Origin of the sequence: Paenibacillus sp. FSL P4-0338 (assembly GCF_038002365.1) — a bacterium.
GTDB lineage: Bacteria > Bacillota > Bacilli > Paenibacillales > Paenibacillaceae > Paenibacillus_AQ.
Window position 1 is genome coordinate 1,472,800 of record NZ_JBBOCG010000001.1, and the last position, 17,579, is coordinate 1,490,378.

Genomic DNA, 17,579 nt, shown 5'->3' on the forward strand with positions numbered 1-17,579 from the left:
TTTTTCAACATTCAATTGTACGGAATACACTAGATGCTATTTCGAAGCCTTTTTTACAGCTTTCTGTTGTATAAAATGCAGTTGCTATCGTTCCAGCGCCTTCAGTATCCGAATGAATGCTGCGGGAATGCGACGCTGGCTCGTAAAGGTCCGGTAATGGTTTAATTACAGAGGGAGGGGTATTATGCCATACATACAGGTAGATGATCTTGAAATGTTCTATGAACAGATGGGCACCGGAGAACCGGTGATCTTCCTGCACAGTCATTATTCCCGCAGCATGCTGGCCTTCAGCAGCCAGGTTCTGGACTTCCAGAACCAATACAGATGTTACTTCCCGGATCTGAGAGGGCATGGCAGGACCCGCTGCCGGGATCTGGACTGGTCTACTCCGCGAATAGCTGAGGATGTCGCCGGATTCATGGATCGAATGAACATTGAACGAGCACACCTTATTGGATATAGTATGGGAGCGGGCGTAGGGCTGTACCTGGCGGTGTACCATCCGGGACGGGTCGCTTCGCTGACTACGATTGGAACCAGCGGATTCTGTGAACCGGCTGGAGCGGGGGAGTACGAGCCTGAACAGCTGCTCGCGAATCAGCAGCAAGCCTTCATTGATCAGATGATCGAGAGGCATCAGGAGTCCCATCAGGGGAATTGGCAACACTATCTGCGGCAAACGGTGCAGGACTGGATCAGGTACCCGGATCTCACGGAGGAGCAGTTAAGCAGTATAAGTTGCCCGGCACTGCTCATTACCGGTGAGCATGACCCGTTCGCAGGCCAGGACAGAACGGCGAAGCTCGCTTCCCTCCTTACGGATGCAAGGACGCTAATCGTTCAGGGCGCGGGTCACCGCCCGCATATGCTAAGGGAACAGCCCATCCTGGTGAACGATACGATTCTCGAATTCCTTGCACAGAAGCGTATCCACTAACACAAGGGGAAATCCACATCCAGAAAGGACATACAGATGAAGAAAGTCATCGTGATCGGAGCAGGTATTCTCGGAGCCTCGGCAGCCTACCAGCTGGCAGGGATGGGGGCAGAGGTGCTGATTGTAGACCGTCAAGACAATGGACAAGCTACGGATGCAGCGGCAGGCATTATCTGTCCCTGGCTGTCGCAGCGGCGCAATCAGGCGTGGTACCGGCTTGCCAAGGCGGGGGCGCGGTTCTATCCTGAGCTGATTAGCCAGCTTATGGAAGGCGGCGAAGCGCATACCGGTTATGCCCGGGTAGGAGCGCTTAGTATACATACGGATGAGAGTAAGCTCGACAAAATAGAAGAGCGGGCACGGATGCGGCTGGCAGATGCCCCGGAGATCGGAGTCATTACGCGGCTTAGCGCACAGGAGACCCGTGAACGGTTCCCGCTGCTGGCGGAAGGATACGCCTCGGTTCATATCAGCGGGGCTGCCCGAGTGGATGGCCGCGCCTTGCGGGACGCTCTGCTTCATTCTGCACAGCAGCAAGGTGCGGTCATGGTTACCGGTGACGCTGCGCTTGCCTTTGAACCGGGCCGGGTAACCGGAGTCAACGCAGGGGGGCACTTTTATCCGGCGGATGAAGTGATTATCTGTGCAGGCGCATGGGCGAACCCGCTGCTCCGGCCGCTGGGCATTGACTTTATGGTAAGCTACCAGAAGGGGCAAATCATGCATTTGCAGGTATCTGACCACAAGGATACGGAAGTCTGGCCGGTGGTGATCCCGCCAAGCGATCAATATCTGCTCGCTTTTGCCCGCCAGCAGATGGTTATCGGAGCTACTCATGAGAATGACGTAGAAGGATATAATACCAGAGTGACCGCCGGCGGGATGCAGGAGATTCTGACTAAGGGGCTGGAAGTTGCGCCTGGACTTGCGGATGGTACCTATAATGAAGTGAGGGTCGGCTTCCGGCCGTTCACTCCCGGATTCCTGCCGGTCATAGGGGCTGTTCCCGGATGGAGCGGGGTCCTCGCGGCCAATGGTCTGGGAGCTTCCGGACTTACGATGGGGCCGTATATCGGTTATCAGCTGGCGAAGCTGGCACTCGGCAGAGAGCCTGATCTGGAGCTGGACGATTATACTCTCCAGAGAGCTATAACGGGCGGATGATTACGAATACATTTCCTTCATTGGAACATTATGATTCAATTCGGCTGACCGGATGAATTTTTGTTTGACAGAAGTGAAGGTCTGATCCATAATACAATCCATACTAAACATATATGATTTATAGGAAGGGTGGATCACACGTGATAAATTTAAAAGCTTCTATGAGAAAAACAGCAGGGCTGGGCACACTTGCGGTATTGTTCGTATCGCTGCTTGCCGGCTGCTCCGGGTCTGCTAATCCTGCGGATTCCAGTAATGGAACTAAGGCCAGTACGGCTCCAGCGGCAACGGAAAGTGCAAGCACAGCAGAGCCTGCAACTGGAGGCACCTTCGTGTATGGCCGCCCGGCTTCCGTAACCTCATTTGATCTGCATAACCAGATTACATCGAATAACGCATTTGCGATTGATAAAGTGTTTGAGTCGCTGGTTGCTTTTGACAGCAAAGGTGAGATTACGGATCAGCTCGCAGCCTCGCATACGATTAGCGAAGACGGCTTAACGTATACATTCGTACTCCGTGACGGTTTGAAGTTCTCGAACGGTACGCCGGTAACCGCAGAGGATGCGGTATTCTCTCTCCAGCGGCATCTGAAGGTTGGCGGTCCCCTGGCCATCTCGGCCAAGGTGGATACGGTGAAGGCACAGGATGAGAAGACACTCGTAATCACGTTAAAAGAACCCTACACCCCGTTCATCTCGGAGCTGTCGAACTTCTCGAACGGGATACTCCCGAATAACTTCGGCGGCGTAACCGAAGAGGAATTCTTCAAGAAGCCGGTAGGCACCGGGCCGTTCGTGATCGAGACATGGGACCCGGCAGGTGATGTTACCTTCACCAAGAATACTAACTACTGGAAGGAAGGCCAGCCTTATATCGACAAGCTTGTCTATAAGCTGATCCAGGACGACAGCCAGGCGATCAACCAGCTTAAAGCTGGAGCGGTGAATGCAGTTGAAGCCCTGTCATTACAGAATGCGGGTGAAATCAAGGACGGTGCAGACACTACAGTAGTGACGAACGGCAGCTGGGTGACAGAACAGCTATTCTTCAACACACTGGATAAGCACTTCTCCGATGTACATGTCCGCCGGGCACTGGCCCTGGCGCTTGACCGTGACGGACTCACCAAGGCCCTGACCTTCGGCTATGCGCAGACGGCGACTTCCCTGTTGCCGACAACGATTCCTTACAATGCCAATGATAAGATCAAGGCGCTGAGCTTCGATCCGGCGGCTGCCAAGGCAGAGCTGGCCAAATCGGCCTTCCCAGACGGCTTCTCCACCAAGCTGCTGGTTGCTTCCGGCAACAGTACCCGGGCCCAGGAAGCCCAGATTATCCAGGCTGCCGGCCAGGCGATCGGGATCAAGATTGAGATTGAATCAGTGGAGCTGGCTACCTTCCGCGAACGCTTCTTCGCTTATGATTTCGCGGCGATGCTGAACAGCGGTCAGGCGGATTCCCCGGAAGCGAACTCGATTCTGGCGTTCCAGACCGACCCGGAAGGCTTCAGCAAATCGTACTGGACGCATTACACGAATGAGAAGGTAACCAAGCTGCTATATGAAGGCCAGAAGACAGCTGACGGTGAAGGACGGGCTACCATCTACACGGAGCTTTTACAGACGCTGGCAGATGAAGTTCCTTACATTCCGATGTACTATCCGGATATCCTGATCGGCGCCCGTTCTTCTGTTGACGGACTTGTGGTTCTGCCTAACGGCAGCGTCCGTCTGGAAGATGTCCGGCTAACTAAATGATGAAATCCAAGCTGACCCTGAGCGGTGCAGCTGAAAACAACGGTTCTTACAAGTGGCTGGCCCTAGCCCTTGTAAGAGCCTTACTTGTTATCCTCTGCGTGATGACGGCGGTCTTTTTCCTGATCCGAATGGTACCCGGCGATCCCGCCAAAATGATTCTCGGTGAATACAGCACACCTGAAGCGCTTAAGAATATGCACCACACACTGGGACTTGATCTCTCCTTATGGGAGCAGTTCACCCGGTTCGTGAAGCTGCTGTTCACTCAGGGAGATACCGGAAACTCTATTATTGCCGGCACCTCGTCCAGAAAGCTGATTGCAGAGCGTGCTCCGGTCACACTACTGCTGATTGTAATCGCCTCGGGCCTTGCGATAATTACAGCACTACTGCTGGCAACGGTTGCTGCCACCCACAAGGACAAGCTGCTAGACCATCTGATCCGCATTATTCCAGCGGTCACCCTCGGGATGCCGGTCTTCTGGGTGGGGATTCTGTTCATTCTGTTCTTCAGCGTGCGGCTGGGCTGGTTCCCCGTAGGGGGAATCGGCGAGGGCTGGTCGGGTACGCTCCATAGTCTGGTACTTCCGGCAATCACGATTGCTTTTTCGCAGATTCCTACGCTGGTCCGCTCGCTGCGTGCGCAAATGCTGGAGGTGCTGGAATCCGAATTCGTTGTCACTCTCCGGGCAGCAGGAATCCCGTCCAGAGTCATCCTGTTCAAGCATGTGCTGCGCAATTCGGCGCTGCCGACGCTGATGCTGCTTGGAGTGAATGTGTCCTACCTGATCGGAGGAACGCTCGTTGTGGAGCAGGTCTTCGGCATCAAGGGCATAGGCAGCCTGCTGTTCACCTCTATCTCGAACAGGGATTTCCCGGTGATTCAGGGGATTGCGCTCTATTGTGCGCTGGCTGTTGTAATCATCAGTCTGCTGATTGAAATTATCTCCGGGGGGCTTGATCCCAGAACGAAGGGGAAATCATGAATACTACACAGATAGACACAACCTTACCGGACCTCGGGAAGCCCGCAAGCGGACTCCGAAGAGTACTTAACACCCCGTCACTGCTGATCGGGATCATTATGTTCGCAATACTTATACTGCTCGCCATATTCATCCCTTACTTAAGTCCCTATAACCCGACAGAGCAGAATCTGAGCGCCTTCCTGCAGCCGCCTTCCGCAGCCCACTGGCTCGGTACCGACCAGCTTGGCCGTGATTTGTTCACCAGACTGATCTATGCCGCCCGGACGGATCTGACGATCATGGTGCTGGCTGAGATTATTCCGTTCTGCACGGGCGTCATGCTGGGCATGATCTCGGGGTACTATGGCAAATGGACCGATAGAATTATATCGCTGATCACGGACACTTTTATTGCCTTTCCGTTCTATCTGATCGTTATCATCGTGGCCTTCGCCAGCGGGGCAGGGGAGCGCGGAATCTATATTACCTTCATTCTGGTAGGCTGGATTGTATTCGCCCGTGTGGTCAGAGGACTGAGTGCTTCCTTCCGGAAGCAGGAATGGATCGCCTCGGCGCAGACACTTGGTCTGCCTGGATACCGTATCCTTCTGCGCCATCTTCTGCCGAATGTATTGCCGCAAGCCGTTGTCGTGCTGATGACGGATATGATCGGACTCTTGGTAGCCATTGTTACGCTGGGTTATCTGGGCATCGGAATTGCCCCGCCTACGCCGGATTGGGGAACGATGATCGCAGACGGACAACCCTTCATTACCACAGCCTGGTGGCTGTCGGCGGTTCCCGGCTTCGCAGTCGTGTATACGGGAATTGCGTTGTCTCTTCTGGGAGACGGACTGGCCGATATCTGGAGGAGAAAAGGATGACAACACAATCTGTACTTGAACTCGAAGAACTGACACTCACGGCCCCGTCCACAGAAATTCTGGTCAACAGTGTCAGCTTCTCCCTTGAACACGGCGAAAGCCTGGGACTAGTGGGCGAATCCGGCTCAGGAAAATCGCTGACGTTGCGGGCCATTCTCGGCCTGCTTCCACGTGGTGTGGAGCAGACCGGGGGAGCGGTCCGCAGCAAGGTAAGCAGTGCAATGGTGTTCCAGGACCCCAGAGGAGCGCTGGACCCGCTCTGCCCGGTAGTGAAGCAACTGACCGAGGTTGTATATTACAGACAGAGAACCAGCCATAAGGCTGCGCGGCGCATCGCCCTGGAACTGCTTGAGCGGCTCGGTCTCCCAGATTCGCTGAAGACAAAAGACCGCTATCCGGGGCAGCTCTCCGGCGGCCAGTGCCAGCGTATCGTCATTGCTCTGGCGCTGGCCTGCAAGCCGGGCATTCTACTCTGTGATGAGCCGACCACCGCGCTGGATGTGACGGTTCAGCGCCAGATTATAGATACGATTACGAGTCTACAGCTAGAGCTGGGCTTCGCTATGGTCTTTGTGACCCACAACCTGGCAATCGCAGCCAATCTCTGCTCCAGACTGGTTGTGATGAAGCAGGGCCGGATCATTGAGCAAGGCGAGACGCATAGCCTGCTGCGGCATCCGGCTGAGGCGTACACACAGATGTTAATGGATTCGGTGCTCCCTCTGCCGGAGCTGGAAGGAGGCGGGGCCCTATGGAAGTAGCATTACAGGTACAGGATGTAACCGTCCGTTATGGCGGGTTCACCGCCCTCGATCAGATCCGGCTGGAGCTTGCGCGGCATACCACCCTGGGGCTTGTCGGTGAGTCCGGCTCCGGGAAGTCTACGCTGGCCCGGGTCATTGCCGGACTGATCACCCCGGATGAAGGACAGCTTCTGCTGGGTGCGGAGCTGTTAGGCAAGAAGCGGAGCAAGCCGCAGCATAAGCAGATTCAGATGATCTTCCAGAACCCGGATTCTTCGCTGAATCCCCGGCATACCGTCCGGGAGATTCTGGCTGAAGCCTTGCTGTTCCACGGGATTGTAGAGCGTTCGCAGGTTGAGCGCAGTAGTAAGGAGCTGCTTAGCCGGGTGCAGCTCGATTCCAAGTCACTGGACAGATATCCACATGAATTCTCAGGTGGACAACGCCAGCGGATCGCTATTGCCCGCGCGCTTAGCGTGGAGCCTAGCCTGCTGATCGCCGATGAGCCTACAAGCGCACTGGATGTCTCGGTGCAGCGCAGCGTGCTTGAGCTATTCCATACGCTGCAAGCCGAGCTTAATCTTACGATGCTGTTCATCTCCCATGATCTGGGAGTCATTCATGCCGTCAGCGATACCGTCGCTGTCATGCGTCAGGGGCAGCTGGTCGAAGTGAACGCCAAGGATGAATTCTTCGTCCGGCCCCAGCATGAATACAGCCGTGAGCTACTGTCTGCGGTACCCAAGATGCCGCAATATTGAACATTCAACACATCAGGAGGATTATATGAACCGTCAAACAACAGGATTCGTACCATTGACGCTATCTGAACTGGACACATTAACACAGCAGCTGTCCCGGCTATTAGGGACACAGCATCCTCCGGTAATCATTCCGGGGGAGGCGATTCTAGGCATTGAGGCGGTAGCAGCAGGAATTGCAGCACCGGGACGTACGATTCTGAACGTAGTAACCGGACCTTACGGCAGCTTGTTCGGAGAGTGGCTTACGCGCGGCGGAGCTACAGTGGCGGAAGTGAAGGTTCCCTTTGACCAGGTGGTTACGGTAGAGGAGGTTGCCGCAGCGATTGAGCTGCACCAGCCGGTTGCGATTTCTTTGGTGCAGGCAGAGGTGGTTACAGGCGGCTCGAACCCTGCGGAAGAGATCTTCAAGCTGGCTCGCAGTCATGACCTGATTACGATAACGGATTCCGTGTCTGCTGTCGGAGGAGAAGCGCTGTCTGTGGATGAGTGGGCAGTGGATTTCGCTGTAATGGGTGCGCAAAAAGCGCTCGCCGGTCCTAACGGAATCAGCGCGGTCAGTATTTCTCCACGCGGCTGGGCCTTCCTGGAGTCGAACGAACGGGCTCCGCGCAATTCCATTCTGTCCTTGCTGGATCTGCAGCCGTCACAGGATGGCGCAGCGCCGCTCCGCGTCCCGCCGAATATTCCGGTCCTGGAAGCCAGAGCCCTGATCGAAGCCCTGGAGGCTGTTGCCGAAGAGGGGCTGTCACAAGTGATTCAACGGCATGAACGCGCAGCGGCCTCTGCTGTCGCCGGGATCGCGGAGCTTGGGCTTACCCCTTGGCAGAAGGACAGCAGACATTATTCCACGCTGACTACGACTGTCCGGATTGACGAGCAGCCGCTTCTGCTGATCAAGCAGCCTATCGGTATCGTAGCTCCAGGGGACGGGGAGTTATTCGGTCAACTGCTGCGGATGAACCATTTCGGAAGTAATGCCAGCCGCGAGAGTGTGGAAGCAGCGGTACAGACGCTGGCCAGACTGCTGAAGCTGGATGCTGAACCGGCAGTTCAAGCCGTCCGCCAAGTCTGGGGGGAAGCGGAATGATCCTCAAACAGCCGCAATTTCAGGCATACAATGGAATCCATATTGCAGGTATAGAGGGGAAACGCTTCGATATCGAGATTACGAACGGGCGGTTCACCGCCGTGGCAGAAGCGGGTCCACAGCCGGAACAGGCAGACGGCTCCCGGCAGCAGCAGCTATGGATCAGTCCGGGCATTCTGGATCTGCACACCCATCTGGCCTGGACTGACTTCGACCATGAGGATCAGCTCCGCCGGGACCCCCGCGAGATTGAGGTGATGCAGGCGGAGGCCTTCGCCGCTACCTTGCGGACGGGGGTAACTACAGCCCGCGATGCGGGCGGTATTCTGCCTGCCACGATCCGGCATCTCGTGAAGTATTACCAGCAGCCGCTGCGGGTGGAGACCAGCAGTGAAATGCTGGGAGCTGCCGATGCCAAGGGGATCAAGCATCTGGAGAACCGCCTGACGGAGATCTACGCGACCGGGGCAGGCTGGGTCAAAATCATGGCAACCGGAGGTCTTGGAGCACCGACCGAGAAGGTTACAGAGCCGAACTTCTCCGGGGAGGAATTTGCCTTCATCGTCCGTCATGCCCATGCGAACAGCAAGAAGGTATTGGTGCATACCTGGGGCGGGGTGACGATTGACTGGTCGATCCAGGCAGGTGTGGAATCTATTGAGCACGGGATGTTCATGACCTGGGATCAGGCCGGAAGACTGGCCGAATCCGGCGTGGCTTACGTGCCGACCACTTCCATCTACCGGATCGCTGCCGATCCGAAGGGAGTGCTGGCGCTGCCGCCAGTCATCTGTGATCGAGCAGCCCGGGCGGCCGATGCGCACGCCATCGCGCTCGGATATGCCAGAGAGGCAGGGGTGCGGCTGGGCTTCGGCACCGATTACGCCACGCCTGCGTTGCATGGCTACAACCTGCAGGAATTCGACACCCTGCTGGACTATGGCCTGAGCCGTGCGGAAGCATGGCGGTCGGCTACAGAAGACGCGGCCGGGATTCTCGGAAGCGGCCATGAGCTGGGCCGGATTGCGGAAGGCTATATTGCCGATGCGGTCATCTACGCCGCCGATCCGTATCAGGCCAAGAATGCAGATCAACTGCGCACAAGCATTGTTACGGTCATTACCGGCGCGCAGGAAGAGGATTTGCTGTAACAAATGTGTGAAGAGGCTGTCCTTTCTGATGAAGGACAGCCTCTTTGCGGTCTGATGGCCCGAAGCCTACGTAGACGGATGTGCCAATGTAATCGAAAAACTGATCACATTGGGGCGATACGTAGGCATGTGACCAAATGTAATCGAAAAACCGATCACATTCCGCCCAGCAGAGCAGCCCCCCCGCTTTGCACTCGCCAACGTATTCAATTCAAATTGTAACCATTTATAGCTCCGTATATTGCTTAACCACTTGATCCAGGTAGGATTCAAGCGCAGGCGTCTTTTGATTACCAAAAGTATTCAGAAGCGTTACCAGCTTGACCAGGATGTTCAGCACTTTGTTATCTCCTGTACCCTCCATCAGTGCTTGCTCGTAGGCCCGGCGCAGCTCAGGGTCGATTTCATTAGTATCGTAATCGTAGGCTGGGGTATTATCCGAGCCGAGCAGTACTAGGGGAACGGTATAGGATAGTTCATTGCGGATGGCCGCCGTCCGGTTCGACTTCGGATAATCCTGGACATAATCACTCATAATGGCCGCTCTGCCGATCAGCTCATCCCAGGTAATCACAATGCCGGCGTCGAAGGTGGACGGCTTGTTGCTCTCAGTGGCCATGATATCAATATAAGCGGCAATGTCCTTGCTAATATAGGGCTTGAATACCTTGAATCCTTCATAATGCATAACCGCATAATACATACCTTCGCTAGTCTCCAGCTTGTAGCCCTTATCCCATATTTCTTCCATCAGCTTGCGGACCGCAGGTGCTTTTACCCGCTTCAGGATCTCCGTATAGGTCATGTCGTTGTTAATTTCGGCATCCATTAGCGCCTTTTGCACAGAATCTGTGTATAGCTTCTCAGAGAACCGCTCAAGGCCCGCCTTCTGGGCATTCTCCAATTGAAGGGTCATTACCGTGCCGTACCAGGAGCCAACTTTGGAGATATGGTTCATAAGATATTTGCGTGCCTGCGCGAGGCTTGCGGGATTGCTGACATACTTGCGGAACTGGTTATAGACCGCCTGGGTATCCGATGTGGATGCCGCAGCTACTGGCTGTGCACCTGCAAACACTGTAACTCCTGCCAGAGTCAGAGCTGTACCGAGCAGCACCGCTCTTGCTGTTTTTGTTAAGGATTCTGGTAATGTTCTCATTATGTACCTCCCACGGGATAAGATGCGTGCTAAGATGCGCTATCCTATTTATTTGTACAAATTTAGGGTAAGTGAATCGCACGGCCCCTTCTGAAATAACGCTTGACTTGGAACGCATTTCATAACCTATAGTTCAGTGGAAGACTAGACAAAGGGGAGAAGAGCATATGAAACAGACCGGCAGAAAGATTATTTTCATCGATATTGACGGAACGCTTCTCATGGAGAATGGAATTGTCCCGGAATCGGCAGTGCAGGCATGCCAGCAGGCACGGAAGAACGGGCATTTGCTGTACCTGTGCACCGGACGTTCCAAGGCTGAAATCTATGATTATATCTGGGAGATCGGGTTCGACGGGTTGATTGGAGCGGCCGGCGGATATGTGGAGAGTCGTGGTGAAATGCTCTATCATAAAAAAGTGACCCCGGAGGATGCGAAGCATTTGATCGATTATTTTAACGCGAACGGGGTCGATTTCATTCTGGAATCCAATACGGCGCTTCACGGCAGCCGCCATTTACAGCCGCATCTGGAACGCAGAATCTATGGCGATTTACTGAATGATCCCGAAGCCCAGGAGAGAAGACGGCAATCGCCCCATCCTTATATCGCAACACTCACTTACGGGGACGAGGAGTTATATCTGGATGATGTCAACAAGGTATGCTTCTTGGAGAGCAGCCTGCCCTTTGATCAGATTCAGGAGGAATTACAGGACCGGTTCACGGCGATTCAGTGCTCCATCCCGATCTTTGGCGAGAACAGCGGAGAGCTTATGATGCCAGGCGTTCATAAAGCTGCGGCTATTGCCGATGTCCTGCAGCATTTGAGTATCCCGCTTGAGAGCAGTATGGCGATTGGTGACGGGCTTAACGATCTGGAGATGCTGGAATATGTCCAGGTTGGAATTGCGATGGGCAATGCCCGCGAGCCGCTCAAGGCAATTGCTGATCATATCACCGATTCGATTGAGGATAACGGACTGTATAACGCCTTCCTGAAGCACGGACTGATCTGACTAACGGGTTGATCTCCAGGAAGAGCTGTGTTAAAATGCACTTAATTAAGCGACGGGAGTTGAAGAGTATCGTGCGGACATTTCTTGCGTAATGTGACCAATAAACAAGCGTTATTTGTGGCGCGCAATTTATGGTTGATATGCAGGAAGGGTCTGCCTCTTTTCACTCTGGTCCAAATATCCTTATTCAAGTCTGCCTGCAGGTAAGTATCCGGGGAACAGATTTGCTGTGTTTATTTGAGCTGCGGGAGGAGAACCTTCTTGCAGCTTTTATTTTTGTAAATACAGGAGGATATACGTATGTCTTTAATTAATGTGAGTAATTTAACATTTGCCTATCAGGGCACTTACGATAATATTTTTGAGAATGTGAGCTTTCAGCTGGATACGGATTGGAAGTTGGGCTTCACTGGACGCAACGGACGTGGTAAAACAACCTTTCTGAACCTGCTGCTCGGCAAATATGAATACAGCGGAACGATCTCCGCACAGGTGGGCTTCGAGTATTTCCCTTATGAAGTTGCTGACCCCACGGCTCTTACCGTGGACGTCATGCAGGAGATCGACCCGGAGCTTGCGAACTGGAAGTTTATGCGGGAGCTGTCTCTGCTGAAGGTGAGTGAGGATGCGCTGTACCGGCCGTTTGAATCGCTGTCGAACGGAGAACAGACGAAGGTGCTGCTGGCCGCTCTGTTTGCGCGCGAGAACCAGTTCCTGCTCATTGATGAGCCGACGAACCATCTGGATGCGAAGGGCCGGAAGCTGGTCAGTGACTATCTGCGTACGAAGAGTGGGTATATTCTGGTGTCGCATGACCGGGCTTTTCTCGATAACTGCGTGGACCATATTCTGTCGATCAACAAGACCAATATTGAGATCCAGAAGGGCAACTTCAGCAGCTGGTGGGAGAATAAGTCCAGGCAGGATCAGTTCGAGCTGGCGGAGGATGAGAAGCTGCGGAAGGACATCAAGCGCTTATCGGACTCTGCCAAAAGAACGTGCGGCTGGGCGCATGAGGTCGAGAAATCCAAGAATGGCACCCGGAGCTCCGGCAACAAATTGGATAAAGGCTATGTCGGCCACAAGGCCGCCAAGATGATGAAGCGCTCCAAGTCGATTCAGCAGCGGCAGGAATCCGCCATCGCTGAGAAGTCGAAGCTGCTGCGGAATTTGGAGAGCGCAGACAGTCTGAAGATTGCCCAGCTTCCTTATCATAAGCCGCAATTGGTGGAGCTGGAGGACCTATCGATCCGCTATGAGGACATGGTAGTATGCTCCGGCGTTAACTTCACTCTGGAACAGGGGGACCGGATTTCCCTCTCCGGGAGCAACGGCTCAGGCAAATCAAGCATTCTGAAGCTGATCTGCGGCGGGGACATAAGCTATACCGGCCACTTCGCGCGGGACAGCCGGTTGTCTATCTCTTATGTATCCCAGGATACTTCACAGCTCAAGGGCAGCCTGAGTGAATATGCGAGAGAGCAGGGGATCGACGAGAGCCTGTTCAAGGCTATCCTGCGGAAGCTTGATTTCTCACGGCTGCAATTTGAGAAGGATATGTCCACGTATAGCGGCGGTCAAAAGAAAAAGGTGCTGATTGCCGCCAGCCTCAGCGAGCAGGTGCATCTGCACATCTGGGATGAGCCGCTGAACTTCATCGATGTCATCTCCCGGATGCAGATCGAGGAGCTGCTGCTGGAATATACGCCGACCATCCTGTTCGTGGAGCATGACCGCGAATTCTGCGCGAATATCGCAACGAAGCAGGTTAGGCTTGACTAAGCAGGTTATCAAATCTGTACCGGAAGCTCAAATTTTTCCTTCAACCGCTTGATGTCGGCCCGCGGGGGAGCGCCAAACATACGGGAATATTCCCGACTGAACTGTGAGGCGCTCTCGTATCCGACCCGGAAGGCAACATCGGCTGCATCTGCAGACTCGGCTAATAACAGGCGGCGAGCCTCTTGAAGGCGCAGCTGCTTCTGGAACTGGATCGGGCTCATAGCCGTAACTTCCTTGAAGTTGCGGTGGAATGCGGAGACGCTCATATTGGCGATATCGGCCAGCTCGTCAATCCGCAGAGCCTGTTCACTATGAATGATAATCTGTTCAATGGCTTCCCTGATCCGGTAAGTGCTGCTGCCTTCCATGGCAATCTGGGCCAGTGTTACTCCATAAGGGCCCTGCAGCAGTTTATACAGAATTTCCTTAGTATATAAAGGGGCAAGAAACGGGATGTCTTTGGGAGTATCGAGCAACCGCGTCACACGGAGGAGCGCATCCAGCAGGTCCGTGTCGATGTGCCCAACGAATAAGGCCCGCCGGGCATTCTCCCTGGGGAGAATCTGCAGCTGCGATTCATGGAGGACCTCTAGAATCTGGCTTTGCGTGAATTCCATTTTGAAGCTTAGATAGGGAACCTCCGGGGATGCCTTAATCACTTGTCCCACTACCGGCAGGTTCATGGAAGCCACCAGGAAATCAGAAGAGGTATATACAAAATGCTCCTGGGCCAGCATAATCTCCTTCACGCCTTGGGTAATGAAGCAGAAACACGGGTTATACACCCGGTAAGCAGGCTCACTCGCCTGGGAGTAACGGATGAATTGCAGTGCAGGCACGGCCGTTTCATGAGCGCCGTCCCGGCCGGTATGCCGCTCAATCAGCCGGCACAGCTCAACCTTTTGCGTTACGATTGCTTCAGTCACTTGAGAGCCTCCTTAGTTTCATATGGTTTCATTATAGGGCATATCCGGCGGGAGTGTTAATGAGCACGGTAGGATTAGGCAATCATTCGCGACTATTGTGATAACGCCAATCCTTTATCTGTTGCACAATAAGAGAGACTGTAATATACACTATTCTCAGGAAAGCAGGAACAAACGAATGGAATATTCAAAAATGGGCAATACCGGCCTTGAGGTCTCCAGACTGTGCCTGGGCTGTATGAGCTTTGGCGATGCCAAACGCTGGGTGCACCCTTGGGTGCTGGATGAAGAGCAGAGCCGGACGATGATCCGTACCGCACTGGACCTGGGCATTAATTTCTTCGATACGGCCAATGTCTATTCTGACGGCACGAGTGAAGAAATGCTCGGACGGGCTTTGAAGGACATGACTACCAGGGATGAGGTGGTGATTGCCACCAAAGTATTCTTCCCTATGCGAACCGGACCGAATGGCGGGGGCTTGTCCCGCAAGGCGATTATGAGCGAGATCGATCACAGCCTGAAGCGTTTGGGCACCGATTATGTCGATCTGTACCAGATTCACCGCTGGGATTATACTACACCGGTTGAAGAAACGATGGAAGCCCTGCATGATGTGGTGAAGGCGGGAAAAGCCCGCTACATTGGCGCTTCCGCCATGTATGCCTGGCAGTTCCAGAAGGCGCTGCATGTGGCTGATATGAACGGCTGGACCCGGTTCGTCTCCATGCAGAATCATCTGAATCTCATCTATCGTGAAGAGGAACGTGAGATGCTGCCGCTTTGTAAGGAAGAGGGCATTGCAGTCATCCCCTACAGCCCGCTGGCTTCCGGCCGGCTAACCCGGGACTGGGCGGAATCTACGCTCCGCTCGGAAACGGATCAGGTACAGAAATCCAAATATGATGCTACAGCCGATAAGGACCGCCTGATTGTTGAGCAGGTGGCTGCCATTGCGGCGGAGCGCGGAGTTCCGCGCATCCATGTTGCACTAGCTTGGCTGCTGCAGAAACAGCCGGTCACTGCGCCGATTATCGGGGCGACGAAGCTGTCGCATATTACCGATGCGGCGGGAGCGTTATCCCTTCAGCTGACAGCTGAAGAGATTGCCCGGCTGGAAGAGCATTACGTCCCGCATGCCATCGTTGGAGCGCTTTGAAATTCTCCATTCAGCAGACAACGGAATCAGCTTCATCCATTAAGCGCGTGCCGGTATCATCCGGCATGCGCTTTTTGCTGCACAGCCACTTCTGACATACCCGTTATATCCATTATGCCTGCCTCTGCCCGTAAGCGCTCACAAGATCAAATCAGAACGATAGATATCCAACCGCTGTTATATAGGCGGGGGCAGGTAGTTCCTTTTATGATAGAGGTATCAAGGGGGGAGACAATTGTACAACAAAATCTACAAATACCGGTGGCAATATCTGATGATCTTGCCCGGGGTAGTCTTGCTGTTTCTGTTCAGCTATATCCCCATGGCCGGCATTCAAGTGGCCTTCAAGGATTTTCAGATTGGCACCTCGATCTGGGACAGCACATGGGCAGGCTTGGATAACTTCACATTCCTGGAAGACCCGCAGTTCCTGACCGTGGTCCAGAATACGCTGTACATTTCGGTGCTGAAGTTCATCTGCGGCTTCCCCGCCCCGATTCTGCTGGCACTCCTGATCAATGAAGTTACCCGGCCGGCGTTCAAGCGTTTTGTCCAATCGGTCAGCTATCTGCCGCATTTCTTCTCCTGGATCGTTGTTGCTTATATTCTGCAATCTTTCCTCACGCTGGACGGCGGGCTGGTTAATCAGTTCATCGGGCAAGCGGGAGGGGAGCCGGTGTTCTTCCTCGGATCGACCGAGTGGTTCCGTCCAATGGTTGTCTTCAGCGGCTTATGGAAAGAAACCGGCTGGAACACCATTCTCTATCTGGCCGCGATTACCACGATTGATCCGCAGCTGTACGAATCGGCGAAGGTGGAAGGTGCAGGCAAGCTGGCACAGATCCGGCATATCACCCTTCCCGGAATCATGCCGACCATCTCCATTGTGCTGATTCTCAGTATTCCAAGCTTAATTACAGTCGGAATGGATCAGATTTATCCGCTCATGAACTCTGCCAATCATAGTGTAGCCGATGTGCTGGATACTTATATTCTCCGCAACGGCTTGCAGCAGGGGTACTTCGGGATGGCGACGGCAGTAGGATTATTGTCTTCGCTAATCAGCCTGATCCTGGTCGTCTCAACCAATCAGCTGTCCAGAAAACTAAACGGGGAAGGACTGTGGTGAAGGCACATGAAAGCAAGCCGAGGTGAAAAAATAGCAGAATACATCATTATTGTGCTGCTATCCCTGTTATGCGTATCGGTGCTGTATCCGTTCCTCTACATGCTGGCAATTTCGCTGAATGACGGTGCGGATGCGGCCAAAGGCGGGGTCTATCTCTGGCCGCGCAGCTTCACACTGATTAATTACGAGATTGTGCTCGGCAATGAGACCATCAGGCATTCCTATCTCATTACAGTGGGCAGAACGATAATTGGCACTGTTGGCGGGCTGTTGGTCACCCTGCTGGTGGCTTTCGGCCTCTCCTACCGGGGACTGCCGCTGCGCAGCACGATTCTCAGTTACATCCTGCTGACTATGCTGTTCAGCGGGGGACTCGTTCCCTTTTACATCCAGCTGAATAATCTTGGCCTGATTAATACGTTCTGGGTGTATATTCTGCCGGGACTGTTCTCCGTCTGGAACATGTTCGTCATGTTGAAGTTCATTCAGGGCATCCCGGAAGCGCTTGTCGAGTCGGCGGAGCTGGATGGGGCTGGACCGGTCCGCATTCTATGGCAAATTATCGTTCCGCTATCGAAGCCTATGCTCGCTGCGCTGGGGCTGTTCACCGCAGTGGGCCACTGGAATGACTGGTTCGCCGGAGCCTTCTTCGTCACGAAGCAGAATTTGATTCCTGTGCAGACCTTCCTGCAGCAGCTGCTGTCGGCACAGGATCTGTCGGCCGTGCTGGGCTCCAACAACAATCAGGAGGCGCTGGCCCGCAGCTCGCAGCTACAGAATATTACGCTGATGTCGATCAAAATGTCTGTGGTGATGGTCAGCGCACTTCCGATTCTCTGTGTGTATCCGTTCCTGCAGAAATATTTCGTCAAAGGCGTTCTCCTGGGGTCAGTGAAGGGCTGATCTCTAAGTTTAATGGCCATAGAAACATTATGCAGTACAAT

General features: G+C 53.9%; 16 protein-coding genes. 14 read left to right on the plus strand and 2 right to left on the minus strand.

Annotation, left to right across the window (positions count from 1 at the left end; translation table 11 throughout):
• Nucleotides 1-184: 184 nt before the first annotated feature.
• From MKZ07_RS06405 to MKZ07_RS06445, 9 genes are all read left to right on the plus strand, one after another.
• Complete coding sequence (locus MKZ07_RS06405) at nt 185-940, plus strand: alpha/beta fold hydrolase (RefSeq protein WP_084648874.1); 756 nt, start codon at nt 185-187, stop codon at nt 938-940.
• A gap of 36 nt (nt 941-976) precedes the next feature.
• Nucleotides 977-2,104, plus strand: coding sequence for an NAD(P)/FAD-dependent oxidoreductase (locus MKZ07_RS06410; RefSeq protein ID WP_036693905.1), 1,128 nt, complete (start codon nt 977-979; stop codon nt 2,102-2,104).
• Nucleotides 2,105-2,244: 140 nt separating this feature from the next.
• Nucleotides 2,245-3,864, plus strand: a complete 1,620-nt coding sequence (locus tag MKZ07_RS06415) for an ABC transporter substrate-binding protein (protein ID WP_341025170.1) — start codon at nt 2,245-2,247, stop codon at nt 3,862-3,864.
• On the plus strand, nt 3,861-4,850 hold the full coding sequence (locus MKZ07_RS06420) for an ABC transporter permease (RefSeq protein WP_341025171.1): 990 nt from the start codon (nt 3,861-3,863) through the stop codon (nt 4,848-4,850). Before MKZ07_RS06415 ends, MKZ07_RS06420 begins: the two co-directional genes overlap by 4 nt.
• On the plus strand, nt 4,847-5,716 hold the full coding sequence (locus tag MKZ07_RS06425; RefSeq protein ID WP_156949596.1) for an ABC transporter permease: 870 nt from the start codon (nt 4,847-4,849) through the stop codon (nt 5,714-5,716). The genes MKZ07_RS06420 and MKZ07_RS06425 overlap by 4 nt, the downstream gene beginning before the upstream one ends.
• Nucleotides 5,713-6,477 carry an ABC transporter ATP-binding protein gene (locus tag MKZ07_RS06430; RefSeq protein ID WP_036693902.1) on the plus strand — a complete coding sequence of 255 codons (765 nt, stop codon included), beginning with the start codon at nt 5,713-5,715 and terminating at the stop codon, nt 6,475-6,477. Before MKZ07_RS06425 ends, MKZ07_RS06430 begins: the two co-directional genes overlap by 4 nt.
• A complete protein-coding gene (locus MKZ07_RS06435; protein ID WP_036693900.1) occupies nt 6,468-7,220 on the plus strand; it encodes an ABC transporter ATP-binding protein in 753 nt (250 codons plus the stop codon). The genes MKZ07_RS06430 and MKZ07_RS06435 overlap by 10 nt, the downstream gene beginning before the upstream one ends.
• Nucleotides 7,221-7,245: 25 nt before the next feature.
• Nucleotides 7,246-8,310, plus strand: coding sequence for a pyridoxal-phosphate-dependent aminotransferase family protein (locus tag MKZ07_RS06440; protein ID WP_036693899.1), 1,065 nt, complete (start codon nt 7,246-7,248; stop codon nt 8,308-8,310).
• The gene (locus MKZ07_RS06445; protein ID WP_036693898.1) at nt 8,307-9,461 is read left to right on the plus strand and encodes an amidohydrolase family protein; all 1,155 of its coding nucleotides are present in this window, start codon (nt 8,307-8,309) and stop codon (nt 9,459-9,461) included. Before MKZ07_RS06440 ends, MKZ07_RS06445 begins: the two co-directional genes overlap by 4 nt.
• Nucleotides 9,462-9,687: 226 nt before the next feature.
• Here MKZ07_RS06445 and MKZ07_RS06450 read toward each other — a convergent pair whose 3' ends face one another.
• A complete protein-coding gene (locus MKZ07_RS06450) occupies nt 9,688-10,620 on the minus strand; it encodes a hypothetical protein (protein WP_036693896.1) in 933 nt (310 codons plus the stop codon).
• A 167-nt stretch (nt 10,621-10,787) separates the two neighbouring features.
• Here MKZ07_RS06450 and MKZ07_RS06455 point away from each other — a divergent pair, with 167 nt between their 5' ends.
• Together MKZ07_RS06455 and MKZ07_RS06460 are read left to right on the plus strand one after the other, a co-directional pair.
• A complete protein-coding gene (locus tag MKZ07_RS06455; RefSeq protein WP_076153905.1) occupies nt 10,788-11,639 on the plus strand; it encodes a Cof-type HAD-IIB family hydrolase in 852 nt (283 codons plus the stop codon).
• A gap of 300 nt (nt 11,640-11,939) precedes the next feature.
• Nucleotides 11,940-13,421, plus strand: coding sequence for an Lsa family ABC-F type ribosomal protection protein (locus MKZ07_RS06460; protein WP_341025177.1), 1,482 nt, complete (start codon nt 11,940-11,942; stop codon nt 13,419-13,421).
• A gap of 8 nt (nt 13,422-13,429) precedes the next feature.
• Here the strand turns inward: MKZ07_RS06460 and MKZ07_RS06465 are convergent, their stop codons facing one another.
• Complete coding sequence (locus MKZ07_RS06465) at nt 13,430-14,347, minus strand: AraC family transcriptional regulator (RefSeq protein WP_076153903.1); 918 nt, start codon at nt 14,345-14,347, stop codon at nt 13,430-13,432.
• Nucleotides 14,348-14,525: 178 nt separating this feature from the next.
• On the opposite strand from MKZ07_RS06465, the gene MKZ07_RS06470 reads away from it, so the two are divergent.
• From MKZ07_RS06470 to MKZ07_RS06480, 3 genes are all read left to right on the plus strand, one after another.
• Entirely contained in the window at nt 14,526-15,506 is a 981-nt protein-coding gene (locus tag MKZ07_RS06470; protein ID WP_036693890.1) for an aldo/keto reductase, read from the plus strand.
• Between the two features lie 235 nt (nt 15,507-15,741).
• The gene (locus tag MKZ07_RS06475) at nt 15,742-16,635 is read left to right on the plus strand and encodes an ABC transporter permease (RefSeq protein WP_036693889.1); all 894 of its coding nucleotides are present in this window, start codon (nt 15,742-15,744) and stop codon (nt 16,633-16,635) included.
• 6 nt (nt 16,636-16,641) lie between these two features.
• On the plus strand, nt 16,642-17,538 hold the full coding sequence (locus tag MKZ07_RS06480) for a carbohydrate ABC transporter permease (protein ID WP_036693886.1): 897 nt from the start codon (nt 16,642-16,644) through the stop codon (nt 17,536-17,538).
• Nucleotides 17,539-17,579 lie beyond the last annotated feature (41 nt).